This is a genomic window from Arsenicicoccus sp. UBA2120 (assembly GCF_002330965.1).
GTDB classification, from domain to species: domain Bacteria; phylum Actinomycetota; class Actinomycetes; order Actinomycetales; family Dermatophilaceae; genus Arsenicicoccus; species Arsenicicoccus bolidensis.
This window is the reverse complement of the sequence record NZ_DCYC01000057.1, coordinates 1-25,907: the sequence shown is the minus strand read 5'-3', so window position 1 is coordinate 25,907 and position 25,907 is coordinate 1. Positions and strand designations below refer to the sequence as shown.

The window sequence follows — 25,907 nt, the reverse complement described above, 5'->3', positions numbered from 1 at the left end:
ATGGACGCACCGCAGCACCGGATCACCCTCGCCGAGTCCGAGATGCCGACGAGGTGGTACAACATCGTCGCCGACCTCCCGGAGCCGCTGCCACCGATGCTGCACCCCGGCACCCACGAACCGGTCGGCCCCGAGGACCTCGCGCCGCTCTTCCCGCCGGCCCTGATCGAGCAGGAGCTCGGCACCGAGCGCTACTACGACATCCCGGAGGAGGTCCAGGAGGTCTATCGTCTGTGGCGGCCGAGCCCGCTGATCCGGGCGACCCGTCTCGAGCGCGAGCTCGGCACCCCTGCCCGGCTCTACGTCAAGTACGAAGGCGTCTCGCCCGCCGGCTCCCACAAGCCCAACTCCGCCGTGCCTCAGGCCTATTACAACCACCAGGCAGGCATCACCCGGCTCACCACCGAGACCGGCGCGGGCCAGTGGGGCGCCAGCCTGGCGTTCGCCTGCGCGCAGTACGCCATGGAGTGCGAGGTCTGGCAGGTCGCGGGCAGCTTCGACTCCAAGCCCTACCGGCGGCTGATGATGGAGACCTTCGGGGCGCAGGTCCACCGCAGCCCGAGCGACCTGACCGAGGCGGGGCGCGTCATACAGGCCTCGCACCCGGGCACGACCGGATCGTTGGGCATCGCGATCTCCGAGGCCGTGGAGGCCGCGGTCCAGAGCCCCACGACCAGCTATGCCCTCGGGTCCGTGCTCAACCACGTGCTGCTGCACCAGACGATCATCGGCGAGGAGACCCTCCTGCAGCTGGCCAAGGTCGGGGAGACCCCCGACCTGCTGATCGGCTGCACCGGGGGCGGGTCCAACTTCGCCGGTCTGGCCTTCCCCTTCCTGCGGGAGACCTGGGCCGGCCGTATGACGCCCGCGCTGCGGGCCGTGGAGCCCGCGGCGTGCCCGAGCCTCACGCGCGGGACCTACGCCTACGACTCCGGCGACGTCGCGGGGATGACGCCGCTGATGAAGATGCACACGCTCGGGTCGGGCTTCATGCCGAGCGCGATCCACGCGGGCGGGCTGCGCTACCACGGGATGGCGCCGCTGGTCAGCCACCTCTACCACCACGGGCACCTCGAGGCGGTGGCCAAGGAGCAGGCCGAGTGCTTCGACGCCGGCGCGTTGTTCGCCCGGTGCGAGGGGATCATCCCGGCGCCGGAGTCGACCCACGCGATCGCGGAGCTCGTCGCCGAGGGGCGTCGCTGCGCGGAGTCGGGCGAGGAGAAGGTCGTGGTCGTGGGGCTCTCGGGCCACGGGCACCTGGAGCTGCCGGCCTACGGCGACCACACGGCGGGAAGGCTGCGCTCGTCGGCGGCGGACGACCCCGACCTCGACGCCCACCTGCGGGGGTCGATGGCCGCCCTGCCCGAGGTACGCGCGTCGTGACGGCGGCCGACGACCGCGCTCTCCGTCATAGGGTGGGCGGGTGACCTCAGAGCGCCCTGACCCGACCTCCAAGCTGCCGGAGACGGCCTGCTCGCTGTCCTGGGAGGGGGCCGGGCACCCGGTGGGCGGGACCGCCGCGATGGCGGACTTCTGGATCGCCCTCGAGCAGCCCGGCCCGTGGGGCAGGGATGCGTTCACCGAGTCCTGGCTCGACCCCGCGCTGGGGGACCGGCTGGAGGGTGCCTGTGCCCTGGCCGGTGGGCGTCTGGTGCTCATCCGCTCGGTGTCCGACCGCCGGTCCCAGGCCGACGGGGCACCGCGCCAGGTCTTCGTCGCCGGTGACCTGCGGGGCGCGTCCGGTGGCCCCTGGCTGCTCGCCGGGGCGATCGTCGACCCCGCCGACCTGCTCGGCCTGGACCTCGGTGCCCTGGTCGACCAGGGACCGGACGCGGTGCTGCAGGCCCTGCCCGGGCTGCACCGCACCGACGCCGGGATCCTCCTGGTCTGCACCAACGGCAAGCGGGACGTGTGCTGCGCCGTGCGGGGCAGGCCGGTGGTGCTCGAGGGTGCGCGGCACCGCCCCGGCCAGGTGTGGGAGTGCACCCACACCGGCGGCCACCGGTTCGCCGCCACCGGCATCGCGCTGCCCAGCGGACACACGATCGCCCGGCTGACCGGCGAGCTCGCCGTCCAGGTCGTCGACGCCGAGGCGCGGCGCGAGCTGTGCCCCGCCGCCCTCGACGCCGCGCACGACCGTGGCCGCAGCCACCTCGACCTGCCCGTCCAGGCCGCCGAGGCCTGGGTCCGGGCGCGCACCCAGGAGACGACGCTGAGGGCCCTGACGAGCCGGATCGAGAGCGGCGACGAGTGGGACGCGCAGGTCAGGGTCGCGCACGAGGACGGTCGCGCGTGGCGGCTGCGGGTCCACAAGGAGCCCACGGGCGAGCGCCTCTACGACTCCTGCGGCAACGACCCCGCCCCGGCGCACCGGTTCTACGTCGACGAGCAGGTGTGACCAGCGCGCTAGGGTCGTGAGCCATGAGCGCGCCGTCCCGACCCGCCCGCCTGTCCTCGGACACCACCCGCAGCCTGATCGCGATGGGCGCGTTCGCACCCTTCGTGGTGGTCGGCCCGTTGACGAGAGGCCGGCTGGGGATCGAGGTGGACGAGTTCGTGATCATGATGCCGCTGAGCGCCATGATCGCCTTCATCCTCGTCTACACCTGGCTCACCTGGCGGGCCTTCCACGGGCTGGGCGGCGCCGACCTGCGGCGGGAGGTCCTGGCCTCGGTGCACGCGGAGCGACGCGAGGGGTGGCGCGTCGACTGATGCGTCGGTCCTTCGGGGTGGGGTCCGCTCCGTCGTGGTCGATCCAGCTCTCGGTGTTCGCGCTCGGGGTGTGCCTCGTCCTCGCGACCAACCCGCACGCGCGCGCGATCCCCTGGGCCCTCGTGGGGTGCATCGTGGCGGTGGTCGTGTCCTGGTGCAACGTCGTGCTGTCCTACGCCCTGCACTACGCGCGGCTGGACCTCACGGAGGGCGGCCTGGAGTTCCCGGGCACCGAGGAGCGAGCCTTCAGCGACTACCTCTACCACTCGCTCAACGGGCAGGTGACCTTCGGGACGACCGACGTCTCGGTCACGACGAGGCAGATGCGCCGCGCCATGATGGTCCACGCGCTCGTGGCCTTCGCGTTCAACACCGTGATCATCGCGATCCTGGTGTCGCTGCTCCTCGCCGGCCGCGCGTGCTCCATACGGCTGACCGCTGCGCGCGTCGCGGCGTTGCAAGGTCGCAGAGTCGCAAGGTCGCAAGGTCGGATCGATGACCACCGGCGAGCCGGCGGGTCACTCCGTGGAGGTCTGCACCACGTCGTCGAGGCTGTCGGGGTCGTAGTCGTCCCGGTCCACGACGACCCGCTCGCGGGTCGGCCCGGTGTTGGGCGGCAGGTCGAAGAGCCCCTCGCCACCCTCGGCCGTGCCGGCGGCGTCCGAGCTCGTCGGCGACGACGCGGCGGCGGCCCCGGCGCTCACGGGCGACTCGGTCGGCAGCGGCCCGCCGATCCCGGCGATGGGCCCCTTGGCCGGGAGCCCGGAGCCGTCCCGCTTGCCGGTCGCCTCGGGGAGCGGCACCGCCACGCCGTTGGGCCCGGAGGCCCGCGCGGGCAGGGCGCCGACCCAGGCGAGGACCAGCTGATCCTGGCCGTGCAGGAAGCGCTGGCAGCGGACCCCGCCGGTGGCGCGGCCCTTGGCGGGGTACTCGCCGAGAGGGGTGACCTTGATCGATGGGGTCTCCGTGCCCGGAAGGGCTCCGGCGGATCCCGCCCCGGTCACGACGACCGTCTCGGCGGACGGGTCGATGGCGCCGAACCATAGCGCGGACGCCTTGGGGGACAGGCGGATTCCCGCCATACCGCCTGCGGTGCGGCCCTGGGGCCGGACCACCGAGGCCGGGAAGTGCAGCAGCTGCGCGTCCGTCGTCACGAAGCACAGGTGCTCGTCCCCGGTGCGCAGCTCGACCGCGCCGACGACGCGGTCGCCCGGCTTGAGCGAGACGGCCTCCCACTCCTTGCGGTTGCCGGGGTAGTCCGTCGTCACCCGCTTGACCACGCCCTGGGCGGTGCCGAGGGCCAGGCCGCGGGACTCCGGGGCGAGCGACATGATCGTGAGGGGAACCTCGTCCTTGCCCAGCTCGACGTAGGCCGCGAGGGGCGCACCGCCCGACAGCGACGGGGCGCCGTTGGTCGGTGGCAGGGTCGGCAGCTCGAGGGCGGACAGTCGGACCACCCGACCGGTCGAGGTGACCAGGCCCACCTCGCCGCGCGCGGTCGTCGCCACGGCCGCCACCACGGCGTCGTGCTTGGACCGACCGCCCTCGTTGGACAGGCCACCGGCGTCCGACGTCCGGGCCAGCAGCCCGGTGGACGACATCAGGACGTAGCAGGGGTCGTCGGCGACCTCGAGCGGCGTGGCCGAGGTCGCCGGGGTGCCGGCGGACTCGAGCAGGACCGTGCGGCGCGGCGTGCCGTGCTGCTTGGCGACGTCGGCCAGCTCGGTGGACACCAGCCGGAGCAGCAGCGCCTCGTCGCCGAGGAGCTCGCGCAGCTCGGCGATCTCGCGCAGGAGCTCGTCGCGCTCGTTCTCCAGCTCGATGCGGGAGAACTTGGTGAGGCGGCGCAGCTGCAGGTCGAGGATGTAGGTCGCCTGAGGCTCGGAGAGCTCGAAGACGTCCATGAGCCGCGCCCGCGCGATGCCCGCGTCGTCGGAGGTGCGGATGACCTGGATGACCTCGTCGATGTCGAGGATCGCGATCAGCAGCCCCTCGACGAGGTGCAGGCGGTCCTCCTTCTTGCCGAGGCGGAACTGCGAGCGGCGACGCACCACGTCGGTGCGGAAGTCGACGTAGACCCGCAGCAGGTCCTTGAGCCCGAGGGTCTGGGGCTGCCCGTTGACGAGGGCGACGTTGTTGATGCCGAAGGAGTCCTCCATCGGCGTCAGCTTGTAGAGCTGCTCCAGGACCGCGTCGGGGTTGAAGCCGTTCTTGATCTCGATGACCAGCCGCAGCCCGTGCTTGCGGTCGGTGAGGTCCTTGAAGTCGCTGATGCCCTGCAGCTTCTTGGACTGGACGAGGTCCTTGATCTTGTCGCGCACCTTCTCCGGGCCGACGAGATAGGGCAGCTCGGTGACGACGATGCCCTTCTTGCGGGCGGTGATGCTCTCGACGCGGCAGGTGGCGCGCGTCTTGAAGCTGCCGCGTCCGGTCAGGTAGGCGTCGCGGATGCCCTCGAGGCCGATGATCCGGCCCCCGCAGGGCAGGTCCGGACCCGGCACGAACTTCATCAGGTCGTCGAGCGAGCAGTCCGGGTGGGCGATGAGGTGGCAGGCCGCGCCGATGACCTCGACGAGGTTGTGCGGCGGCATCTGGGTCGCCATACCGACCGCGATGCCCGAGGCACCGTTGACGAGGAGGTTGGGGAAGGCCGCCGGCAGCACCCCGGGCTGGGTGAGCTGCTCGTCGTAGTTGGGGACGAAGTCGACCGTGTCCTCGTCCAGGCTGGCGAGCATGGCCAGCGCGGACGGGGCCATGCGCGCCTCGGTGTAGCGGCTGGCCGCCGGACCGTCGTCGAGGGAGCCGAAGTTGCCGTGCCCGTCGACCAGGGGCAGCCGCATCGTGAACGGCTGCGCCTGGCGCACGAGGGCGTCGTAGATCGCGGTGTCCCCGTGGGGGTGGTACTTGCCCATGACCTCGCCGACGATGCGGGAGGACTTGACGTGGCCGCGGTCGGGGCGCAGCCCCAGCTCGTGCATGCCGTAGAGGATGCGTCGCTGCACCGGCTTGAGGCCGTCGCGCGCGTCGGGCAGCGCCCGGCTGAAGATGACCGAGTAGGAGTACTCCAGGAACGCCTGCTGCATCTCGTCGGAGACGTCGATGTCGATGATGTTCTCGACGAAGTCGTCGTCCAGGGTCGGTGCGGTCGTGCGACGCGCCATCAGGTGCAATCTCCTTCGCGAGCGGATCCGCCCCATCCTGCCCCGGGGGTCGGGTGACGGGCCGTATGGCGCGCCGGGCCCGCCGGATCGGGCGCCGAGGAAAGGCGGTTGTGCGGTCCCGGGCCGCGGCGCAGGATCGAGGCATGACTGCCATCCCTGCCGAGCAGACCGCCCTGGCGGACCTGGATGCCCTGCCCGGCATCACCTGGCGTCGTGGTGATCGCGCCGACGTGCCGGCGATCGCACGGCTCTATGCCGAGGCCGAGGCCCACGACCGCAATCCCGAGCGTATGTCTCTGAGCGACATCGAAGAGTACTGGGACTCCCCACGGTCGGTCCCGGACGAGGACCTGATCCTCGGGCACGACGGCGGCGGTGCCCTCGTGGCCGTCGGGTGGTCGGGGTGCAACCGGTCGATCACGGAGGTCCGCCGGGTGCACCTCGGGGGAGTGGTGGACCCGAGCCGGCGCGGCGAGGGCATCGGCACGGCCCTGCTCCGGTGGGAGCTGGCGCACGGCGTGGCCTGGGACCGCGCCGCCCGCAGGGAGGGCCACGGACCGCTCCAGATGCGCCTGTCGGCCCCCGTCCACCAGACCGAGCTGCGCGACCTGGCGGAGCGCGCGGGGCTGGAGGCGGTGCGGTACTTCTTCGGCATGGGGCGGTGGCTGGACACTCCCGTGCCGGTCGTGCCGGTCGTGCCGGTTGTGCCGGTTGTGCCGGTCGTGCCGGTCGGGTCGGTCGGGTCGGCCCGAGGAGTGCGCCTGCTCGACTGGGACCCGTCTCGCTCGGACGAGGCGCTGGCGGTGCTGGACGAGGGCTTCCGCGACCACTGGGCCTATGCCGGCACGACCCCCGACATGTGGCAGGAGCAGCTGACGTCGGCGAGCTTCCGCCCGGACTGGTCGGTGCTGGCGGTGGACGACGCCACGGGGGCCATGGTGGGCCTGGCGATGAGCTCGGCCTACGAGCAGGACTGGGCCGCCCAGGGCTACACCGAGGGGTGGACCGAGCAGCTGACGGTGCTGCGCAGCCACCGGGGGAGAGGCGTGGCGTCCGCGCTGCTGCAGGAATCGATGCGCAGGTTCGCAGGCTCCGGCATGGCGTCCGCCGGGCTCGGGGTCGACGCCGAGAACCCCACGGGGGCGCTGCGCCTCTACGAGAGCCTGGGCTACCACCGCACCGACAGCCTGGCGGTCTACCGATACCCGACGGACGCCGCGGACGTTGTGCAGCAGGTGGACCCGGCCGACACGATGGACGAGGGGGACGCCGGCAGCACGAGGCCCGGTGCGCCAAGGGGGTAGCGCACCGGGCCTCGCACCGGCAGGGCCGGCTGATCAGACCGTCAGAGCAGGTCGATCATGATCGGGTCGGCCAGGTCGAGGACGGCCTGGCGGGCCTTGCGCGCCGAGCGAGCCTTGAGGGCCGCCGTCGCCATCCGCTGGCAGGTCCCGAGCTCGTGGAGGCTGAGCGCGGTGCGCACGGCCGCCAGCTTGGGCGTGGCCATGGACAGGGACGAGACCCCGAGACCGACGAGCACGAGCGCCAGCAGCGGGTCGCCGCCGGCCTCGCCGCACACGCCGATCGGCTTGCCGGTCGCGCGGCCACCCTCGCAGGCCATCTTGACCAGGTCGAGCAGCGGGGGCTGCCACGGGCTCAGCAGGGGAGCCAGGGCGCCCTGCATGCGGTCGGCGGCCATGGTGTACTGCGACAGGTCGTTGGTCCCGAGGGACGCGAAGTCGCAGACCTCGAGGATGTCCTTGGCGCGGATCGCCGCACCCGGGACCTCGATCATCGTGCCGCCCTTGGGCAGCCCGACGGCCTTGACCTGCTGGGCGAACCAGCGGGCCTCCTCGCGGGTGGCCACCATCGGGGCCATGACGCGCACGTCCGCCCCGGTGGCCTGGTAGGCCGCGGCGAGAGCCTGGAGCTGGGTGTCCAGCAGGTCCTGGCGCTCGCGCTGCAGCCGGAGGCCGCGCACGCCGAGGGCGGGGTTCTCCTCCTCGCCGAGGTCGGCGAAGGCCAGCGGCTTGTCGGCCCCCGCGTCGAGCGTGCGCACGACGACGCGGCGCTCGGGGAAGGCCTCGAAGACGCGGGTGTAGGTCGCGGTCTGCTCCTCCAGCGTGGGCGCGTCGTCGCGGTCCAGGAAGAGGAACTCGGTGCGGAACAGGCCCACACCCTCGCAGTCCATCTTGCCGGCCTTCTCGGCGTCCTCGGCGGTGCCGATGTTGGCGAGGAGCGCGACCTTGGTGCCGTCGCGCGTGACCCCGACGCCGCTCACGTTGGACAGGGCGGCCGCCCGGCGGCGGGACCGCTCGGCGAGCTGCTCCTGCTCGTCGTCGGTGGGGTTGACGATGACCTCGCCCACCCCGCCGTCCAGTGCCACGACGGTGCCGGCCGGGATCTGCAGGGCGCCCTGCACCCGGACGACGGCGGGGATGCCCAGCTGGGCCGCGAGGATCGCGGTGTGGCTGGTCGGCCCGCCGGCCTCGGTGACGATCCCGCGCACCTTGTCGATGTCGAGGGTCGCGGTCTCGGCGGGAGCCAGGTCGTGGGCGACCAGCACGCTCGGCTCGTCGAACTGGGGGACTCCCGGCTCCGGCTCGCCCAGCAGGCGGGCGACCGTGCGGTCACGGACGTCGCGCAGGTCGGTGACGCGCTCGGCCATGTAGCCGCCGAGCGACTCGAACATCGTGCAGAACTCCTCGACGGCCGCGGTCACGGCGGTCGCGGGGCCCTTGCCGGCGTCGAGCTGGGTGTCGATCCCGCCGGCGAGGCCGGGGTCGCGGGCCATCATGACGGTGGCCTGCAGGATCGTGGCGGCCTTGGGGTCGGCCTTGGCGGCGCGGGCCTCGAGCCCGGCCGCGACCTGCTCCATGGTCTCGCGGACCTGGGCCTTGGCGGCGGCAGGGTCGGCTGCGGCCGGCTCGTTGGCGGGGGCCGTGGGCGCCGGCCGGACCTGGACGACAGGTCCGGCCGACGTGCCCACGCTCACGCCGATGCCGCTCAGCTGGCGGTGGGGGGCGTCGGTCATCGCGAGATCACTCGTTGTCGAGGTCGCGCTCGAGCAGGGCAACGAGCTCGCCGAGCTTGTCCTCCGCGCCGTCGCCCTCGGCGGACAGGGTGACGACGTCGCCGTGCTTGGCGCCCAGGGCCATGACGGCCAGGATGCTGCGGGCGTCGACCGGGGTCTGGCCCTCCTTGGCGATCGTGACGGGCAGGCCCGTGGCCGTGGCGGCCTGGACGAACATCGAGGCCGGGCGGGCGTGCAGGCCGACGGAGGAGGCGATGGTGACGTTGCGAGATGCCATGAGGATCAATCCTTCTGAGTTGTGCGGGGGTCAGGTCGTGGGACTCACGGTATGCCGGGAACGTGGTCCCCGTCATACCGGGCTCGTGCAGCTGGTGGAGCTGGTGCACCAGTGAGGGTGGTGCAGCGGTGCGGTGGTGGCGGTGCGGGTGGTGCGGGCGGATCAGGCGGCGACGGCGTCCCGCGCCGCGGGGGTGTCCGCCACGGCCCGGCGACTCTTGTCGGCGCCCTTGAGCGCGACGACGAGCAGCCCGGTGACGACGGATCCGACGATGACCGCGAGGAGGAACATCAGCGGGTTGGTGATCAGCGGGGTGACCCACAGACCGCCGTGCGGCGCACGGCTGCCCGAGCCGAAGGCCATGATCAGCGCGCCGGTGATGCTCGACCCCACCATGGACGACAGGATGACGCGCCACGGGTCGGCGGCCGCGAACGGGATCGCGCCCTCGGAGATGAAGGACGCGCCGAGCAGCCACGAGGCCTTGCCGTTCTCCTGCTCCGCCTTGGTGAACAGCTTGGGTCGCAGGGCGGTCGCCAGGGCCATGCCCCACGGTGCGACCATGCCCGCGCCCATGACCGCAGCCATGATCTTGAGCTGTGGGGCGTCGGTCGCCCCGGCCGCCACGGCGGACAGGCCGGTCGTGCCGAAGGTGTAGGCCACCTTGTTGACGGGACCGCCCAGGTCGAAGCCCATCATCAGGCCGAGGATGAGACCGAGCAGGATCGCGTTGGAGCCGGACATGCCGGTCAGCGCGCTGCTCAGGGAGTCCATCAGGCCCTTGATCGGGCGGCCGAGGATCAGGATCATCGCGCCGGCGGTGATCAGGGTCGACAGCAACGGGATGACGACGACCGGCATGACGCCGCGGATGCCCTTGTGGACCTTCCACCCGGCGATCCAGCGCGCCGCGAAGCCGGCGATGAAGCCGGTGACGATGCCGCCGAGGAAGCCGGCGCCCATGGTGTTGGCGATGAAGCCGCCGACGATGCCCGGGACCAGGCCCGGCCGGTCGGCGATGCCGTAGGCGATGAAGCCCGACAGGATCGGCACCAGGAAGTTGAAGGCCGCCCCGCCGATCAGGAACAGCAGCGCCGCCCAGTGCATCCCGTTGCCGGGGTTGAAGGCGTTCTGCAGGACCGTGACCTTGTCGGTGGCCCCGGCCGGGTTGAGGGTGTACATCGACGTGACGTCGATGGCGCCCTGCTTGCCGCCGAACAGCTGGGCCAGCATGAAGCCCAGGGCGATGAGGATGCCGCCCGCCGCGACGAACGGGATCATGTAGGACACGCCGGTCATCAGCCACTGGCGGATCTTGGTGCCGGTGCCGACGCGCTCGGTCTCGCGGGCGGACGTCGCCCCCGTCGTCGCGGCGGTGCTCGCAGCGGCCGTCGGGGTGGCCGACGCCGTCGAGCTCCCTCGCTCGGCGACCAGCCGCTCGACCTCGGCGATGAGGGCGGGGGAGTCGGACACGGCCTTCTTGACGCCCACGTCCACGGTCGGCTTGCCGGCGAACCGGCCGGCGTCCCTGACCTCGAGGTCGTGGGCGAAGATCACGCCGTCGGCGGCGTCGATGACCGACTGGTCCAGCGGCTCCGAGCCGGCCGAGCCCTGGGTCTCGACCACCATGGTGTGGCCGGCCTCCTTGGCCGCCTGCTCCAGGCCCTCGGCGGCCATGTAGGTGTGGGCGATGCCGGTGGGGCAGCTGGTCACGCCGACCAGGGAGAGCGAGCGGGCGCCACCCGACGTGTCGCCGGACGCCGAGCCACCCGAGACGGCGGGCGCCGCCGTACGAGCCTGCTCCGCGGCCTCGACCGCCTGGGCGACCAGGGCAGGGGCCCCGGACACGGCCTTCTTGACGCCCACGTCGACGGTCGGCTTGCCGGCGAACCGGCCGGCGTCCCTGACCTCGAGGTCGTGGGCGAAGATCACGGCGTCGGCGGCGTCGATGACGGCCTGGTCCAGCGGCTCGGAGCCGGCCGAGCCCTGGGTCTCGACGACCATCTCGTGGCCGGCCTCGCGAGCCGCCTGCTCGAGGGCCTCGGCGGCCATGTAGGTGTGCGCGATGCCCGTGGGGCAGCTGGTGACGCCGACCAGCCTCACTGCTCGACCTCGGACCGGACGATCTGGACGACCTCGGCCGGGGTCACGGCGTTGCGCAGGGACTCCTTGAACTCGGCACGCATGAGCTTGCGGGCGAGCATGGCCAGGATCTTGAGGTGGTCCTCGCCGCCGCCCTCGGGCGCCGCGATGAGGAAGATCAAGGTGGCGGGCCCGTCCTCGGACCCCCAGTCGATGCCCTCGCGGGAGCGCCCGAAGACGAGCGAGGGCTCGGTCACGTGCGTGGAGCGGCAGTGCGGGATGCCGATGCCGCCGGGCAGCCCGGTCGCCATCTGCTCCTCGCGCTTGCGCACGTCGTCGAGGAAGCCCTCGAGGTCGGTCACCCGCCCCTCCGCGACGAGGGTCTCGCCCAGGGTCCGGGTGGCGTCGGTGCGGTCGGTGGCGCGGAGGTCCAGCACGACCTGCTTATCGGTGATGAGGGACATGATCTCTCCTTGATGGGGTGGGGTCTGGTGAGCGGCGTCTCAGAGAGACAGGTTGAGGTCGACCGGGTCGCTGACCCTGACGTCGATCCTCGCAACATCCTCGGGAGTCGGCACCTCGGTGCCCGGCAGGCAGACCGCGGCCGACCCGAACGCGACGGCGGTGCGCAGCGCCGCCGACGGCGTGTCGCCACGGCTCAGCGCGTGCAGGTAGCCCGCGAGCAGGGAGTCCCCGGCGCCCACGGTGGACAGCGGGTTGGTGATGGTGGCGGCGGCGTGCGCGACCTCGTCGGGGGTGACCAGGAGGGCGCCCTTGCTGCCCAGGCTGACCACGACGCTGCCGACGCCGCCGGCGATCAGGGTGCGGCACGCGTCGACGACGTCGCCCACGGTCGCCAGCGGGCGGCCGACGAGCTCCTCGAGCTCCTCGTCGTTGGGCTTGATCAGGTCGGGGGAGGCGGCGACGGCCGCGGCCATCGGTGGGCCGCTGGAGTCGATGGCCACCTTGGCACCCGCCTCGTGGCCGCGGCGGACCAGGTCGACGTAGAAGGCGGGGTCCAGGCCCTGGGGCAGGGAGCCGCAGCCCACGAGCCAGGTGAGGCCCCGGCCGGCGGCGCGGTCGACGGCGGCCAGGAGCGCCGCCACCTCGTCCTCGGACAGCGCCGGCCCGAGCTCGTTGACCTTGGTGGTGGTGCCGTCCGGCTCGACGATGCCGACGTTGGCGCGGATGCTCCCCGCGATCTCGACGGCCTCGACGGGCAGGGCGATCTCGCGCAGCAGGGTCTGCATGATCTGGCCCTGGGGGCCGCCGACCGGGAGCACGGCGATCGTGTCGGTGCCGTTGACCGCGAGGGCCCGGGACACGTTGATGCCCTTGCCTCCCGGGTCGAGCCGCGAGTCGGTGGCGCGCTGCACGGCGCCACGCTGCAGCGTCGTCACCGCGATGGTGCGGTCGACGCTGGGGTTGGGTGTCAGGGTCAGGATCACGCGCGGACCACCTCCGGGCCGTGGGCTTCGAGCTCTGCGGCGGTCTCGGGGTCGAGGCCGCTGTCGGTGACGATGGTGTCGACGTCGCTCAGCCGCCCGAACCGCGAGAAGTGGGCGACGCCGATCTTGCTGTGGTCGGCCAGGACGACGACACGCTGGGCGACGGTGACCATGGCGCGCTTGACGGTGGCCTCGGACGGGTCGGGCGTGGTGAGCCCCTCGTCCGGGGTGAGCCCGTTGGTGCCGATGAAGGCGACGTCCACGTGGATGTCGCGCAGCGCGTCGACCGACCAGGAGCCGACGGACGCGAGCGTCTTGGCGCGGACGCGACCTCCGAGGAGATAGAGCGAGATGTCCTCGCGCGTGCTGACCGCCTGGGCGATCGACAGGGAGTTCGTGACGACGGTCAGCTCGCCGCCGGTGGGCAGCAGGTGCGCGAGCGCCAGGGTGGACGTGCCGGCGTCCAGGAGGATGCTGCCGTCGACCGGGACCAGCTCGCGGGCGCGCTGGGCGATGGCGGACTTCTCGGCGGTCCGCTGCTCCGAGCGCATCTGGGTGGTGGGCTCGAACGCGAGCTTCTCGATGGCGATCGCCCCGCCGTGGACGCGACGGACGAGGCCGTGGCGCTCCAGGACCGTCAGGTCGCGCCGGATGGTCTCGGGCGTGACGTCGAGCTCGGCCGCCAGCACGGCGACCTCGACGCGGGACTGCGAGCGTGATCGCTCCACGATCAGCTGGTGACGCTCGTGCTGGTGCACAGGCGGCCTCTCCTTCGTCGGGCCAGGCCCGCTCGTCGTCGACGACGGGCGGAGCACCGCGGACCCGGCCAGACGGCCGTGGCTCCCGGATGCCGCAACCGTATACCCGGTTGTGTTTGTTCTGCCAGAGATGTCGCGAACAAACACGGGAGGCTGGCGCGCTTTGCGGCGATCGAGCACGAGGATCGTGTCCGACCGGGCGCTAGCGATGTCCGATCAGGGGCAACCGGACTCCGTGGTGGGTGGTCAGCTCGGCCCGGCATACCCGGTCGACGTGGGCCGCTCGGCGAGGAACGGCCGCCCGAAGGTGCCGTCGTGGGCCACCTCGGACACGGGCCGACGCGCCCGGGACGCGCTGCCCCTCGTCCCGCGGTCGCCGTCGGGGTGGGGATGTCCCAGGGCCAGCGTCGCCACCAGGCGCCGGTCGGCCGGTATGCCGAACGCCTCCCGCACGGCGTCATGGCGGTCGCCGGGCACGCCGAAGAACAGTCCGCCGAGCCCCTCGTCGTGAACCGCCAGCAGGGCCAGCAGGGCCGCCATCCCGGCGTCGACGTCCCAGTAGGGGATGGGCCACCGGTCGACGGACCGGTCCTGCCACCCCTTGTCCGGCTCGGCGTAGCGGTCGAGGTATCTCTCGGGGTCGCTGCACACCAGGACCAGGCAGGGCGCCGTGAGCAGGCCGCGCAGCCACGCGTCGGGCGGTCCGGGTCGACGGGTCGCCTCCCAGTAGCGGTCGACGTCCGGCCGCCGCGCCAGGACCACGAAGTCCCAGCCCTGGGCCCAGCCGGCGCTCGGCGCGTGCGTCGCCTCGGTCAGCGCGCGGACGAGCACCTCGCGCGGGACCGGACGGTCAGGATCGAAGCGACGGCGCATCCGGCGCGTGGTGACGAGGGTGCCGTGGTCCATCACCAGAGCGTGACATAGTGACCGCGTTGGATCGGCACCCAACCCGTGAGGGGACAGGGACGTCGAAGGGGCATGACCACAGCAACGATCGCCCTCGACGTGCCCCGGGTGCGGGGAGGGAGGATCGTGGCGCGTCCGCAGACGGCCACCGAGGACGCCGTGCGCGAGATCTATCGCGCGCACTACGGCATGCTCGCAGGCTGGGCGACCAAGCTCGTCGGCGACCCCGACCTCGGGCACGACTTCGCCACGGAGGCGTTCGTCTAGCTGCTGCGCCACATCGACACCGTCAACGAGCCGCGCGCGTGGCTCTACACCGCCACGGGTAATCTCGTGCGGGACCACTGGCGCAAGCGCGGTCGAGAGGCGATCGCCTACGGCAAGGTCGGCGACGAGACGACCACCGTGGACAATGACCACTCGACGACGCTCACCGTCCGTGACGCCGTCCAGTCGTTGCCCGACCGGCTGCGGATGGCGGTCATGCTGCACTACTTCGCGGACCTGCCGGTGGCCACGGTCGCCGAACAGCTCGGCAAGTCCCAGGGTGCGGTCAAGCGCGACCTGTACGACGCGCGGGCCCGCCTCGCCCCGATCCTGGAGGGAGTCCGATGAGCCCGTCGACCCGGGACCCTCGCGGTCGTGATCCCTTCGGCGAGTCCTTCGGCGAGCGCGACGACCCCTACTGCGACGACCCCTACCGCGACGAGCCCTACCGTGACGAGGACGGCCGGCTCGACCAGCACGATCCCGTCGCCGACTTCTTCCGCGACCAGCGCGAGGACATCACCCCGCTGACGGCCGACGACCTGCGCTGGCAGCGCATCGCCCGCGAGGGTCGGGGGGCTCGCCGCCCTCGTGGGCGGTGGCAGACCATCGCCGCGACCGCCGCCGCCGCGGCCGTCGTCGGCGGTGTGGTGGTCGCCCAGCAGGGCGGCCTCCTTCCTGACCGGTCCTCCTCGGTGGCCCCGGCGAGCGACGCCTCGACCGCCCAGGTGGGGCAACGGGTCCCGGCGGGCTTCGACGTCGGAGCCGTGACCCAGGCGCGCAAGCCGGGCACGACCGCCCCCGGACCGTTGCACGCCCTGGGCAGCGGCAGCTGCGCCGGCGCGACCACCTGCCCGGTCCTCGCGACCAGCACCGACGGCGGGCGCAGCTGGCGCGTGGCGGCTGTCTTCCCCCAGCACACCGTGCTCGACCGGGCCGACGCCTCCGCGCGGCCTACCCCCCGCACGCTCTCCGAGGTCGTCTTCGCCGACGATCTCAACGGCTGGGTCTACGGCGGGGCGCTGCTGCGCACCACCGACGGCGGGCGCACGTGGAGCCCCGCCGCCCACCCGGGCGCGATCGTGCTCGCCGTCGAGGCCACCGACGACGAGGTCGCGGTGGCCGCCGTCGACGAGTGCGGGGCCCGGGCCTGCGGCCAGGCGGTGCTCGTGCGCCGCGCCGAGCTCGACGGCACCGTGCCGGTGGACGTCCGGGTGCCGACGACGCGTGGCGATGCCCCGGTGCAGCGCGTCGACCTCGGCTGGCACGACGGCAACGTGCTCGTGTCGGGCGTCGTGGGCACCGACCGAGGCCCGCAGGGCATGCAGGCCGCCTCCGTGTCCGCGACCGGCGCGGCCACGCCGCTCACCGCCATCGACGAGGGCTGCCCCAACTCGATGGGCCTGCAGGTCTCGCGCCCGGCCGGTGAGTACCTCTACGCCCGCTGCTCCATCGGGTCTGCTGCCGGCTCGGCCGATCTCAGCCTCGTCATGAGTGCCGACGGTGGGCGGACCTGGGACTTCACCGCGATGGACCCGGCCAAGGGCGTGCCGGCCAACGCCCTGGTGGCGCCGTCCGACGACCAGCACGTCGTCGCGGCGTCCCCCACGTCATACGTGCTGCAGGCGAGCCGCGACGGGGGCGCCACGTTCGCGGCACCCACGAAGCCTCCGGCCGCGCGCAACGGCTGGGTGGCCCTGCGCCACGAGGCCGGCGGCTTCCTGGCCGTCCCGCGCGGCGAGCGGGGCGTCTACTACCTCGGCAGCCACGACGGCCTGACGTGGCGCAAGGTCCAGGTCGCCGGCGCGCCCTGACGCGCGACGTGGGATCCTGACCGCATGAGCGCGCAGCGTGGCAGCCACGGACCCGGTCGGCTCGGGGTCTCGGACCCCAGCTCGTGGGAGGCGGACGTCGTCCTGCGGGACGGGTCGGTGTGCCACCTGCGCCCGATCCGCCCCGACGACCGGGACCGGGTGCAGGCCTTCCACTCGCGCCAGTCGGCCGAGTCGATCTACCTGCGGTTCTTCGCGCCCATCAAGGAGATCAGCGCCAAGGACCTGACGCGCTTCACCGAGGTGGACCAGGTCGACCGGGTCGCCCTGGTGGCCACGGTGCGCGACGACATCATCGGGATCGGGCGCTACGACACCATCCGCCCGGGGGTGGCCGAGGTGGCCTTCAACATCTCCGACCACTACCAGGGCAAGGGGATCGGCTCGGTGCTCCTGGAGCACCTCGCAGCCATCGGCCAGGAGCTCGGCGTCGAGGAGTTCGTGGCGGACGTCCTCCCGCAGAACCGCAAGATGATGAAGGTCTTCACCGACGCCGGCTACGAGGTCAAGCACCACTTCGACGACGGCGTCATCGCCGTCACCTTCCAGATCCGGCCGACCGTGCGCTCCGAGCTCGTCCGGCTCTCGCGCGAGCACCGCTCCGAGGCGGCCAGCATCCGCACCGTCGTCGAGCCGGCATCCGTCGTCGTCGTGGGGGCCAGCCCCCGCGTCGAGGCACTCGGTCACCTGATCCTCGACAACCTCCTGCGCGGCGGCTACACCGGGGTCCTGCACGCCGTCCACCCGACGGCGTCCGAGGTGCTCGGCGTCCCGTGCCACCCCTCGGTGAGCGCGATCGGCGAGCCCGTCGACCTCGCCGTGGTGGCCGTCCCGGCGTCCGAGGTGCTGGGCGTCGTCGACGACTGCGCCGCCGCGGGCGTCAAGTCCCTCGTCGTGGCGTCCTCCGGCTTCGCGGAGTCCGGCCCCGAGGGACAGGAGCGGCAGCGCGCACTCCTGCAGCACGCCCACGCCAACGGTCTGCGCGTCGTCGGACCCAACACCATCGGCGTCGCCAACAACGCCCTGCACCTCAACGCCACCGTCGCACCCCGCCTCCCCAAGCCGGGCACGCTGGGGCTGTTCGCCCAGAGCGGGGCGCTCGGCGTGGCGGTCCTGGACGCCGCGCAGAGGCGCAACCTCGGCGTCTCGGTGTTCGCGTCCGCGGGCAACCGCGCCGACGTCTCCGGCAACGACCTGATGCAGTACTTCATCGACGACCCGGGCACCGAGGCGGTCGGCATGCACCTGGAGTCGGTGGGCAACCCCCGCAAGTTCTCCCGCATCGCCCGCCAGCTCGCGGCCTCCAAGCCCGTCATCGTGGTCAAGTCGGGGTACTCCGGCTACTCGGTCCCGCCCGGCCACCCGGTGCGTCCCACCCGGGTGCCCCGCGAGGCCTTCGACGCGATGATGACCCAGGCCGGGGTCATGCGCGTCGAGAACGTCCACCAGCTCTTCGACGTGGCCGCGCTGGTGACCTCCCAGCCGCTGCCCCGGGGGCGTCGGGTGGCGATCGTCGGCAACGCGCACGCGCTGGGCGCCCTCACCGGGGACGCCTGCCTGGACCGCGGGCTCGAGGTCACCCACGGGCCGGTGTCGCTGGCTCCCGAGGCGACGGCCGAGGCCTTCGCCCAGGCGCTGCGCTCCGCGCTCGAGGACCCCGCCGTCGACGCCGTGCTGACCTGCTTCATCCCCCCGCTGGTCACCGCCGACGAGTCGATCGTCAGCACCGTCGCGCAGGTGGCCGCCGGCAGCGACAAGCCGGTCCTCGGCACCTTTCTCGGCATGCGGGGCGTCGCGGACCCCCGGACCGGTGAGGGTCCCGGACACGTGGGGTCGGTCCCGGCATACCCCATGCCCGAGGACGCCGTCCTCGCCCTCGACCAGGCCGTCCGGTATGCCGCCTGGCGCGAGGCCGACAAGGGCGAGCGGGTGAGCTATGACGACATCGACCGGCACGCAGCCTTCGCCGTGATCGACGGCGTCCTGCAGGACGCGCCGCAAGGCCGGGCGCTCACCGACGACGAGGCCCACGACCTCCTCGCGGCCTACGGCGTGCCCGTATGGCGCCGCGTGCGGGTCTTGTCGCCGGACGAGGCGGTCGCGGCCGCCGCCGTCGTGGGCTATCCCGTCATGATCAAGTCCGTCTCCCAGGTGCTGCGGCACTCGCCGGGGCTCGGCGCGCTCCGGCTGGACCTCGACGACGAGGAGGAGGTGCGCGAGGCCTACGGCCACCTGGTCACGCGCTTCGGCTCCCTCGGCGACCTCGCCCTCGTCGTCCAGGCGATGGCCGGGCCCGGGGTGGCCTGCGTGGTCCGTTCCACCGAGGACGCGCTCTTCGGACCCGTCGTGAGCTTCTCCGTCGCCGGCGCGCCCACCGAGCTCCTCGGGGACGTCAGCCACCGCATCCCCCCGCTGACCGACCGCGACGCCAGGGAGCTCGTCACCACGGTCAAGGCCTTCCCGATGCTCGACGGGCACCGCGGCGCCGAGCCGGTCGACCTGGCGGCGCTGCAGGACGTCGTCGGACGCGTCTCCGTGCTCGCCGACGACTTCCCCGAGGTCGCCGCCCTCGAGCTCAACCCCCTCAACGCCCGCCCCGGCGGCGTCGACGTGCTGGGCGCCGAGATCACGCTGGCCCGGCCCGGGCTGCGCACGGACTCCGACCGTCGAGCCATGACGGGTTGACGGCTCGCAGGTGCCACAATGGCGGCCATGCCTCGCGCCTCGCAGACCCCGGCCGACCTGCTCCCGCACTCCTTGCGGCGTGACATCGAGCGGGCCGGCTACTACCCGGCCCTCGTGGCCGACGTCGTCGCCGAGGCCGCCTGCGGCGAGGAGGTCGTCGAGCACCTGGTCCACCAGGAGACGACCTTCGACCACGACGGGATCCTGCGCCACGTCACGGTCCTCGTGCTGACGCCCTCGCGGCTCGTGGTGGGGCACGTGGACGACCACGTCGACGCCGCCTCGTCCGCCGGGGTGCCCCGCACCGGACGCGCGGCCGACCGCCCCGTCGACACCGTCGTGACGGCGACCTCCGAGTCGGTGCCGCTGTCCTCGGTCCGCGGGGTCATGCTCACGCACGTCGTGGCGTCGGCGACGTCATACCGGCCCGGCAGCCTCGGGGGAGAGGTGACCGTCTCGCTCGGGTGGGGCGCGGTCAACCGCGTGGACCTCATGCCCGCCGACTGCGACAACCCGGAGTGCGACGCCGACCACGGCTACGAGGGCACGATCTCCAGCGACGACATCTCGTTCCGCGTGAGCTCGGACGCCGACGGCCCCGAGGCCGTGGCGCAGGCCCGGGCGTTCGCGCGCGCGCTGTCCCTCGCCACGGGTCGCTGACGTGCGGCGGGAGGTCGTGGCCCGGCTGGCGGACGCCTACACCGGCCTGGGGCTCGCCGACGTGCTGCCCGGGGTGGCACGGTCCCTCGGGGTGGACCTGGGTCCCCGCGAGGTGGGGCGACTGACGCTCCCGCGCTCGCGGCGCGCCGTGGTGGTGCTCGTCGACGGGCTCGGCCGCCACCTGCTCGAGGCGCGCCGCGGGCACGCGCCGTTCCTGCGCGGCGCCATGACCGGCTCGCCGGGGCTGCAGGCGGGATTCCCCTCCACCACGGCCACGAGCATGGGGACCTTCGGCACCGGCCTGCCGCCGGGCGCCCACGGCCTCGTCGGCTACCAGGTGCTCGTGCCGGGCGAGGACCGCACGTTCAACGAGCTGGCCTGGGACGAGGGCGTCGACCCCTTCGTGTGGCAGCCGCACGACACCGTCCTGCAGCGCTGCGAGCGCGCCGGCGTCGCGGTGACCCGCATCGGGCCGCACTACTTCGACGGGTCCGGGCTGACCAACGCGGCGCTGCGCGGCGGAGCCTTCCTCGGTGCCAAGGACCTGGACGCGCGGGTCGAGGTCGCGGCGCGCACCGCGGCGGCGGCGCCTCGCACCCTCGTCTACCTCTACTGGGGCGAGCTCGACAAGACCGGCCACGTCCACGGCTGGGAGTCGCCCGAGTGGACCGCCGAGCTCGAGCACGTCGACGACCAGCTCGCCCGCCTGCGCCGGCTGCTGCCCGAGGACTGCGCCCTGCATGTCACCGCCGACCACGGCATGGTCGACGTGCCCCTCGACCGTCGCCTCGACGTCGCGGCCGAGCCGGACCTGGCCGCCGGCGTGCGCCACGTCGGGGGCGAGCCGCGCTCCCTCCAGCTGTATGCCGAGGACCCCGGCGCCTCGTCCGTCGCCGCCATGGTCGAGCGCTGGGCGGCCCGGCTCGGTGACGACGCGCTCGTCAGGACGCGTGAGCAGGTCGTCGACGAGGGCTGGTTCGGCGTGGTCGGCCCGGCGGTCGTGCCGCGCATCGGTGACGTGGTCGTCGCCATGACGGGGTCGATGGCGGTGGTCGACTCGCGCATCATGCGTCCCGAGCTGATGGGTCTGCTCGGCGTGCACGGGTCCGTGACCGAGCAGGAGACCGCCATACCCCTGCTGACCTGGCCCGCGAGGAAGAGCTGATGATCGACGGTGACGACGGTGAGGACATGGACGACGAGGATGCGGTCCGCCCGAGCCCGGACCAGAACCCGCTCTTCGGCATCTGCCACCTGGCGCCCGCCGTCGGTCGCCTGCGCTTCCACGCGGGGCTGATGGGCGCGGGCAAGTCGGCGCTCGCGATCCAGGTCGGCTTCCACCGACGGCAGGCGGGCCGCCCCGGCCTCATCTTCACCTCCGCCGACCGCGCGGGGTCCGGCACCCTCTCGTCCCGGCTCGGCCTGTCGGTGTCTGCGCGGGAGTTCACCGAGGAGACCGACTTCGTCGCGACCGTCGGCGAGGCCCTCCCTGCTCGCGGCTTCGTCATCGTCGACGAGGCCCAGTTCCTCACCCCGGGCCAGGTCGACGAGCTCGCCCTGCTCGTGGACCAGATGGCCGTCGACGTCGACTGCTTCGGGCTGCTGACGGCCTTCGACTCGCACACCTTCCCCGGCTCGCAGCGGCTCGTGGAGCTCGCCGACGACATCCTCGACCTCGTCGAGGTGCTGTGCTGGTGCGGCCAGGCGGGCCGCGTCAACGCCCGCATCGAGGGCGGCGAGGTCATCCGGTCGGGCTCGCAGGTGGCCGTGGGCGACCTGGGCGGGGGCGCGGGCGCGACCTACCGCGTGCTCTGCCGACGGCACTGGCGCGAGGGCGAGCCCGGTCCCGGCGTCCTCTGACGCGATGTGACCTGCACCACCGACCCCCGGCTCGGGTGCCTGCGAGGACCGGGCTAGGTTGGGGCCACCAGGGCGAGCACCGACGGCTCGTGACCAGAAGGTTGTCAAAGGGGACGATCGATGACGACGTACGTATACGACTTCGAGCACGGTGACAAGGACCAGAAGGACCTGCTCGGGGGCAAGGGTGCCAACCTCGCCGAGATGACCAAGCTCGGCCTCCCGGTGCCACCCGGCTTCACCATCACCACCGAGGCCTGCCGGGCCTACCTGGAGCAGGGCCAGGCCCCCGCGGAGCTCGGGGTCCAGGTCACCAAGGAGCTCCGCCTCCTGGAGCAGAAGATGGGTCGTCGGCTGGGCAACGCCGACGACCCTCTCCTCGTGTCCGTGCGGTCCGGAGCCAAGTTCTCCATGCCCGGGATGATGGAGACGGTCCTCAACATCGGTCTCAACGACGACTCCGTCGAGGGGCTCGGCCGCATCGGCGGCGACGAGCGGTTCGCCTGGGACTCCTACCGCCGGCTCATCCAGATGTTCGGCGCCACGGTCATGCACATCGAGTCGAGCCGGTTCGCCGACGCCCTGGACGCCAAGAAGGACGAGCACGGCGCCAAGACCGACCCCGAGCTCAGCGTCGACGCGCTCCGTGAGCTGGTCGACGAGTACAAGCAGATCGTCCGCGACGAGACCGGCCGGGACTTCCCCCAGTGGCCGCGCGAGCAGCTCGACATGGCGATCATCGCGGTGTTCAAGTCGTGGAACACCGAGCGCGCCCGGCTCTACCGCCGCCGCGAGCGCATCCCGCACGACCTCGGCACCGCCGTCAACGTCTGCACCATGGTGTTCGGCAACATGGGCGACACGTCCGGCACCGGCGTGGCGTTCACCCGCGACCCCTCCACCGGTCACTCGGGCCACTACGGCGACTACCTGATCAACGCCCAGGGCGAGGACGTCGTCGCCGGCATCCGCAACACCATGTCCCTGGCCGACATGGGCACCCACCACCCCGAGCCGTTCAAGCAGCTCGAGCAGAACCTCCACCTGCTCGAGACGCACTACCGCGACCTGTGCGACGTCGAGTTCACGGTCGAGCGGGGCAAGCTCTGGATGCTGCAGACCCGCGTGGGCAAGCGCACCGCCAACGCGGCCTTCCGCATCGCGGGTCAGCTGGTCGACGAGCAGCTCATCACGATGAACGAGGCCCTCGAGCGGGTCACCGGAGAGCAGCTCGTCCAGCTGATGTTCCCGCAGCTGGACCCCGACGGGGATCGCACGCTGCTCACCAGGGGCATGGCAGCCTCCCCGGGCGCAGCGGTCGGCACGATCGTCTTCGACTCGGCGGCCGCCGTGGCCAAGGCCGAGGCGGGGGAGAAGGTCCTGCTCGTCCGCCGTGAGACCAACCCCGACGACCTGTCGGGCATGATCGCCTCCGTCGGCATCCTCACCGCCCGCGGCGGCAAGACCTCCCACGCCGCCGTCGTCGCGCGCGGCATGGGCCGCACCTGCGTGTGCGGGGCCGAAGAGCTCCAGATCGACGCCAACGCCAAGACCATGGTGGTCGGCGACCGGACCTTCGGCGAGGGCGACTGGCTCTCCATCGACGGCGCCACCGGCGAGGTCTTCGAGGGCGAGCTCGAGGTCGTCCCCAGCCCGGTCATGCGCTACCTCGAGGAGGGGATCGAGCGGGGTGTCGAGGGTCTCGACGACGAGACCACGGAGCTCGTCAAGGCGGTCGACCGGCTGCTCACCCACGCCGACAAGGTCCGCCGCCTCGACGTCCGGACCAACGCCGACACCGCCGACGACTCCCGCCGCGCCCGGCAGCTCGGCGCCCAGGGCATCGGCCTGTGCCGGACCGAGCACATGTTCCTCGGGGACCGCCGCGTGCTGATCGAGCGGATGATCCTCGCCACGTCCGACGAGGACAAGCAGTCGGCGCTCGACGCGCTGCTGCCGCTGCAGCGCCAGGACTTCGTCGAGATGCTGGAGGCGATGGACGGGCTGCCCATGACGGTGCGCCTGCTCGACCCGCCGCTGCACGAGTTCTTGCCCGACCTGACCGAGCTGTCCGTCAAGGTCGCGGTCGCCGAGGCCAAGGGCGAGCCCGACGCGCGCGACGTCGAGCTGCTGACGGCCGTGCGCAAGCAACACGAGTCCAACCCGATGCTCGGTCTGCGCGGCGTCCGCCTCGGCCTGACCGTCAAGGGTCTGTTCGCGCTGCAGGTGCGGGCGCTGGCCGAGGCCGCCGCCATCCGCAAGCAGGCGGGGGGCGACCCCCGGCCCGAGGTCATGGTGCCGCTCGTGGGCTCCATCAACGAGCTGGACCTGATCCGGGACGAGGCCGAGCGCATCATCGCCGAGGTCGCCGAGCAGCAGGGCGTCGAGCTGCAGATGCCGATCGGCACCATGATCGAGCTGCCGCGCGCCGCCCTCACGGCCGAGCGCATCGCCGAGTCCGCCGACTTCTTCTCGTTCGGGACCAACGACCTGACCCAGACGACCTGGGGCTTCTCGCGCGACGACGTGGAGGCGGCGTTCTTCACCAACTACATGGACAAGGGCGTCTTCACGGTGTCGCCGTTCGAGACGATCGACCGCACCGGCGTGGGTCGGCTGGTCCAGCTCGGCGCCGAGGGCGGCCGCGCGGGCAACCCCGGCATCCACCTCGGCGTCTGCGGCGAGCACGGTGGAGACCCCGCGTCGATCCACTTCTTCGACTCCGTGGGGCTGGACTACGTGTCCTGCTCGCCGTTCCGCGTGCCGGTCGCCCGGCTCGAGGCGGGCCGCGCCACGGTCGGGGACAGCGACGCCACCGCCTGACCTGCCGTATGCCGTGCGCGCAGGCCCTGGACCTCCAGGGCCGGCGCGCGCGGTCGTCCCAGAGCAGGACGCAGATCGTCCGCATCCGCTGGGAGGCTGGGGGCATGAACCTGCGTTGGTACACCATCGTCATCGACTGCCACGACATCGCCGCCCAGGCCCGCTGGTGGGCCGAGGTGCTCGACTGGCACATCGTCTACGAGGACGAGCACGAGGTCGCCGTAGTCCCACGGGACATGTCGGAGGATCCGATCGCGGCCGACCGCTGGGCCTCCACCCCGCCCGGGCTGGTGTTCGTCCCGGTGCCCGAGGGCAAAGAGGTCAAGAACCGTCTCCACATCGACCTCGCCCCGCACGTCAGCGACGACCGCCAGGCGCAGATCGACCGCCTGGTCGCCCTCGGGGCCCGTCGGGTCGACGTGGGTCAGGACCGTGCGGACGTCACCTGGGAGGTGCTCGCCGACCCGGAGGGCAACGAGTTCTGCGTCCTCCCGGCGGGCAACCGCTTCACGGCCGGTTGCGGCACGATCGGGGCGCTCGCGTGCGACGGGACGCGTGCCGCCGGCGAATTCTGGCAGGCGGCGCTGGACTGGATCCTCGTCTGGGACGAGGGCGACGAGACCGCGATCCAGTCGCCGCACGGCGGCACGAAGATCTCGTGGGGTGGTCCCCCGGTCATGGACAAGCCGCCGAAGAACCGCTGGCACCTCGACCTACGGCCGCTCGGCGATCAGCTCGAGGAGGTCGCCCGGCTCGAGTCGCTCGGCGCGACCCGCACCGACATCGGCCAGGGGAAGGTCAGCTGGGTCGTCATGCGCGACCCGGACTGCAACGAGTTCTGCGTCCTCAGCGGTCGCTGCCCGGCTTGCCCCCCCGGCCCCCCCCCCCCTGTGGCCGGTACCCCGCCGCCCGCCACACGGCGGCACCCGACGCGTTCGCGTCCAGCACCATGGCGTCGAGACGCGTCGCACCGAGGGCGACGAACCGCTCCTCGGCATGTCGCAGGAGGGTCCGCGCGATGCCTCGTCCCCGCGCTCGGGGATGCACCGCGAGGCGGTACAGGTGGGCACGCCAGCCGTCCCAGCCGGCGATCACGGTGCCGACGATCTGCCCTGCCAGCTCGGCCACGACGACCGACGCCGGATCGCGCGCCAGCAGGGCGTCCACGGCGTGCGCGGGGTCCTGCGGGCGCGCGGCGTTCTCTGCTGAGTCCGCCCAGAACTCCAGCAGGCGGTTCGTCTCGCCTGGTCGGACGTGCCGGTACTCGAGGTCCCCGGCCACGATGCGCATTGGGTACTCGTCGAACGTCGGCTCCTCGAACGTGTCGACGTGTGCCAGCGCCACGTCGTCCGGCAGTCGGTAGTCGTCAGGTCCACGGTCCCGTCGGGCCCGGACGCGATCG

Annotated in this window: 21 protein-coding genes and 2 pseudogenes; 14 read left to right on the top strand and 9 right to left on the bottom strand. The window is 72.7% G+C overall.

Going from position 1 to position 25,907, the window contains the following annotated elements:
• The 4 genes and pseudogenes from B2P18_RS08415 to B2P18_RS18890 form a co-directional block, all read left to right on the top strand.
• The gene (locus B2P18_RS08415; RefSeq protein ID WP_286958018.1) at positions 1-1,383 is read left to right on the top strand and encodes a TrpB-like pyridoxal phosphate-dependent enzyme; all 1,383 of its coding nucleotides are present in this window, start codon (positions 1-3) and stop codon (positions 1,381-1,383) included.
• 40 nt (positions 1,384-1,423) lie between these two features.
• The gene (locus B2P18_RS08410) at positions 1,424-2,398 is read left to right on the top strand and encodes a sucrase ferredoxin (protein ID WP_286958017.1); all 975 of its coding nucleotides are present in this window, start codon (positions 1,424-1,426) and stop codon (positions 2,396-2,398) included.
• Positions 2,399-2,421: 23 nt separating this feature from the next.
• Positions 2,422-2,712 carry a hypothetical protein gene (locus tag B2P18_RS08405; RefSeq protein ID WP_286958016.1) on the top strand — a complete coding sequence of 97 codons (291 nt, stop codon included), beginning with the start codon at positions 2,422-2,424 and terminating at the stop codon, positions 2,710-2,712.
• Positions 2,712-3,041: pseudogene (locus B2P18_RS18890) on the top strand (DUF1345 domain-containing protein); the annotation flags it as partial. The gene B2P18_RS08405 and the pseudogene B2P18_RS18890, both read left to right, overlap by 1 nt.
• A gap of 189 nt (positions 3,042-3,230) precedes the next feature.
• On the opposite strand, the gene B2P18_RS08395 reads toward B2P18_RS18890, so the two are convergent.
• The gene (locus tag B2P18_RS08395; RefSeq protein ID WP_286958013.1) at positions 3,231-5,873 is read right to left on the bottom strand and encodes a DNA gyrase/topoisomerase IV subunit A; all 2,643 of its coding nucleotides are present in this window, start codon (positions 5,871-5,873) and stop codon (positions 3,231-3,233) included.
• Positions 5,874-6,016: 143 nt separating this feature from the next.
• Between B2P18_RS08395 and B2P18_RS08390 the strand changes: the two genes are divergently transcribed.
• Complete coding sequence (locus B2P18_RS08390) at positions 6,017-7,177, top strand: GNAT family N-acetyltransferase (RefSeq protein ID WP_286958012.1); 1,161 nt, start codon at positions 6,017-6,019, stop codon at positions 7,175-7,177.
• A 41-nt stretch (positions 7,178-7,218) separates the two neighbouring features.
• On the opposite strand, the gene ptsP is transcribed toward B2P18_RS08390, so the two are convergent.
• From ptsP to B2P18_RS08355, 7 genes are all read right to left on the bottom strand, one after another.
• Entirely contained in the window at positions 7,219-8,907 is a 1,689-nt protein-coding gene (gene ptsP, locus B2P18_RS08385) for a phosphoenolpyruvate--protein phosphotransferase (RefSeq protein WP_239262809.1), read from the bottom strand.
• Between the two features lie 7 nt (positions 8,908-8,914).
• The gene (locus B2P18_RS08380) at positions 8,915-9,184 is read right to left on the bottom strand and encodes an HPr family phosphocarrier protein (RefSeq protein ID WP_019284733.1); all 270 of its coding nucleotides are present in this window, start codon (positions 9,182-9,184) and stop codon (positions 8,915-8,917) included.
• Between the two features lie 162 nt (positions 9,185-9,346).
• Positions 9,347-11,287 (bottom strand): PTS fructose-like transporter subunit IIB, encoded by a 1,941-nt coding sequence (locus B2P18_RS08375; protein ID WP_239262811.1) that lies wholly within the window; start codon positions 11,285-11,287, stop codon positions 9,347-9,349.
• Positions 11,284-11,730, bottom strand: a complete 447-nt coding sequence (locus tag B2P18_RS08370) for a PTS sugar transporter subunit IIA (protein WP_286958011.1) — start codon at positions 11,728-11,730, stop codon at positions 11,284-11,286. Before B2P18_RS08370 ends, B2P18_RS08375 begins: the two co-directional genes overlap by 4 nt.
• Positions 11,731-11,769: 39 nt before the next feature.
• Positions 11,770-12,714, bottom strand: a complete 945-nt coding sequence (pfkB, locus tag B2P18_RS08365) for a 1-phosphofructokinase (RefSeq protein ID WP_286958010.1) — start codon at positions 12,712-12,714, stop codon at positions 11,770-11,772.
• Positions 12,711-13,472, bottom strand: a complete 762-nt coding sequence (locus B2P18_RS08360) for a DeoR/GlpR family DNA-binding transcription regulator (RefSeq protein ID WP_019284737.1) — start codon at positions 13,470-13,472, stop codon at positions 12,711-12,713. Before B2P18_RS08360 ends, pfkB begins: the two co-directional genes overlap by 4 nt.
• 246 nt (positions 13,473-13,718) lie before the next feature.
• On the bottom strand, positions 13,719-14,378 hold the full coding sequence (locus B2P18_RS08355) for a nitroreductase family protein (protein WP_286958009.1): 660 nt from the start codon (positions 14,376-14,378) through the stop codon (positions 13,719-13,721).
• Positions 14,379-14,450: 72 nt separating this feature from the next.
• Here B2P18_RS08355 and B2P18_RS08350 point away from each other — a divergent pair, with 72 nt between their 5' ends.
• The 9 genes and pseudogenes from B2P18_RS08350 to B2P18_RS08310 all read left to right on the top strand — a co-directional run.
• Positions 14,451-14,645, top strand: coding sequence for a hypothetical protein (locus B2P18_RS08350; RefSeq protein WP_286958008.1), 195 nt, complete (start codon positions 14,451-14,453; stop codon positions 14,643-14,645).
• Positions 14,646-14,993 carry an RNA polymerase sigma factor gene (locus B2P18_RS08345; protein ID WP_313534837.1) on the top strand — a complete coding sequence of 116 codons (348 nt, stop codon included), beginning with the start codon at positions 14,646-14,648 and terminating at the stop codon, positions 14,991-14,993.
• Positions 14,990-16,459: a hypothetical protein gene (locus B2P18_RS08340; protein ID WP_286958007.1), complete on the top strand. Its 1,470-nt coding sequence runs from the start codon at positions 14,990-14,992 to the stop codon at positions 16,457-16,459. The genes B2P18_RS08345 and B2P18_RS08340 overlap by 4 nt, the downstream gene beginning before the upstream one ends.
• Before the next feature lie 24 nt (positions 16,460-16,483).
• Positions 16,484-19,162 (top strand): GNAT family N-acetyltransferase, encoded by a 2,679-nt coding sequence (locus B2P18_RS08335; protein WP_286958006.1) that lies wholly within the window; start codon positions 16,484-16,486, stop codon positions 19,160-19,162.
• A gap of 18 nt (positions 19,163-19,180) precedes the next feature.
• Positions 19,181-19,822 carry a DUF5998 family protein gene (locus B2P18_RS08330; RefSeq protein ID WP_019284742.1) on the top strand — a complete coding sequence of 214 codons (642 nt, stop codon included), beginning with the start codon at positions 19,181-19,183 and terminating at the stop codon, positions 19,820-19,822.
• 1 nt (position 19,823) lies between these two features.
• Entirely contained in the window at positions 19,824-20,987 is a 1,164-nt protein-coding gene (locus B2P18_RS08325) for an alkaline phosphatase family protein (protein WP_240483909.1), read from the top strand.
• Positions 20,987-21,682 (top strand): thymidine kinase, encoded by a 696-nt coding sequence (locus B2P18_RS08320; RefSeq protein WP_286958005.1) that lies wholly within the window; start codon positions 20,987-20,989, stop codon positions 21,680-21,682. The genes B2P18_RS08325 and B2P18_RS08320 overlap by 1 nt, the downstream gene beginning before the upstream one ends.
• 120 nt (positions 21,683-21,802) lie before the next feature.
• Positions 21,803-24,505: a pyruvate, phosphate dikinase gene (ppdK, locus tag B2P18_RS08315; RefSeq protein WP_029210016.1), complete on the top strand. Its 2,703-nt coding sequence runs from the start codon at positions 21,803-21,805 to the stop codon at positions 24,503-24,505.
• 8 nt (positions 24,506-24,513) lie between these two features.
• Positions 24,514-25,341 (top strand): annotated as a pseudogene (locus B2P18_RS08310) (VOC family protein); the annotation flags it as partial.
• Positions 25,342-25,351: 10 nt separating this feature from the next.
• Here the strand turns inward: B2P18_RS08310 and B2P18_RS08305 are convergent.
• Positions 25,352-25,907, bottom strand: a 556-nt coding sequence (locus B2P18_RS08305) for a GNAT family N-acetyltransferase (RefSeq protein ID WP_286958004.1), incomplete at its 5' end; no start/stop codon positions are given.

What these genes read in the sequence shown, in the direction of transcription:
- B2P18_RS08415 (WP_286958018.1), top strand. Translation starts at nt 1, where the DNA reads ATGGACGCACCGCAGCACCGGATCACCCTCGCCGAGTCCGAGATGCCG.
- B2P18_RS08405 (WP_286958016.1), top strand. Translation starts at nt 2,422, where the DNA reads ATGAGCGCGCCGTCCCGACCCGCCCGCCTGTCCTCGGACACCACCCGC.
- B2P18_RS08395 (WP_286958013.1), bottom strand. Translation starts at nt 5,873, where the DNA reads ATGGCGCGTCGCACGACCGCACCGACCCTGGACGACGACTTCGTCGAG.
- B2P18_RS08390 (WP_286958012.1), top strand. Translation starts at nt 6,017, where the DNA reads ATGACTGCCATCCCTGCCGAGCAGACCGCCCTGGCGGACCTGGATGCC.
- ptsP (WP_239262809.1), bottom strand. Translation starts at nt 8,907, where the DNA reads ATGACCGACGCCCCCCACCGCCAGCTGAGCGGCATCGGCGTGAGCGTG.
- B2P18_RS08380 (WP_019284733.1), bottom strand. Translation starts at nt 9,184, where the DNA reads ATGGCATCTCGCAACGTCACCATCGCCTCCTCCGTCGGCCTGCACGCC.
- B2P18_RS08370 (WP_286958011.1), bottom strand. Translation starts at nt 11,730, where the DNA reads ATGTCCCTCATCACCGATAAGCAGGTCGTGCTGGACCTCCGCGCCACC.
- B2P18_RS08355 (WP_286958009.1), bottom strand. Translation starts at nt 14,378, where the DNA reads ATGGACCACGGCACCCTCGTCACCACGCGCCGGATGCGCCGTCGCTTC.
- B2P18_RS08350 (WP_286958008.1), top strand. Translation starts at nt 14,451, where the DNA reads ATGACCACAGCAACGATCGCCCTCGACGTGCCCCGGGTGCGGGGAGGG.
- B2P18_RS08340 (WP_286958007.1), top strand. Translation starts at nt 14,990, where the DNA reads ATGAGCCCGTCGACCCGGGACCCTCGCGGTCGTGATCCCTTCGGCGAG.
- B2P18_RS08335 (WP_286958006.1), top strand. Translation starts at nt 16,484, where the DNA reads ATGAGCGCGCAGCGTGGCAGCCACGGACCCGGTCGGCTCGGGGTCTCG.
- B2P18_RS08330 (WP_019284742.1), top strand. Translation starts at nt 19,181, where the DNA reads ATGGCGGCCATGCCTCGCGCCTCGCAGACCCCGGCCGACCTGCTCCCG.
- B2P18_RS08320 (WP_286958005.1), top strand. Translation starts at nt 20,987, where the DNA reads ATGATCGACGGTGACGACGGTGAGGACATGGACGACGAGGATGCGGTC.
- ppdK (WP_029210016.1), top strand. Translation starts at nt 21,803, where the DNA reads ATGACGACGTACGTATACGACTTCGAGCACGGTGACAAGGACCAGAAG.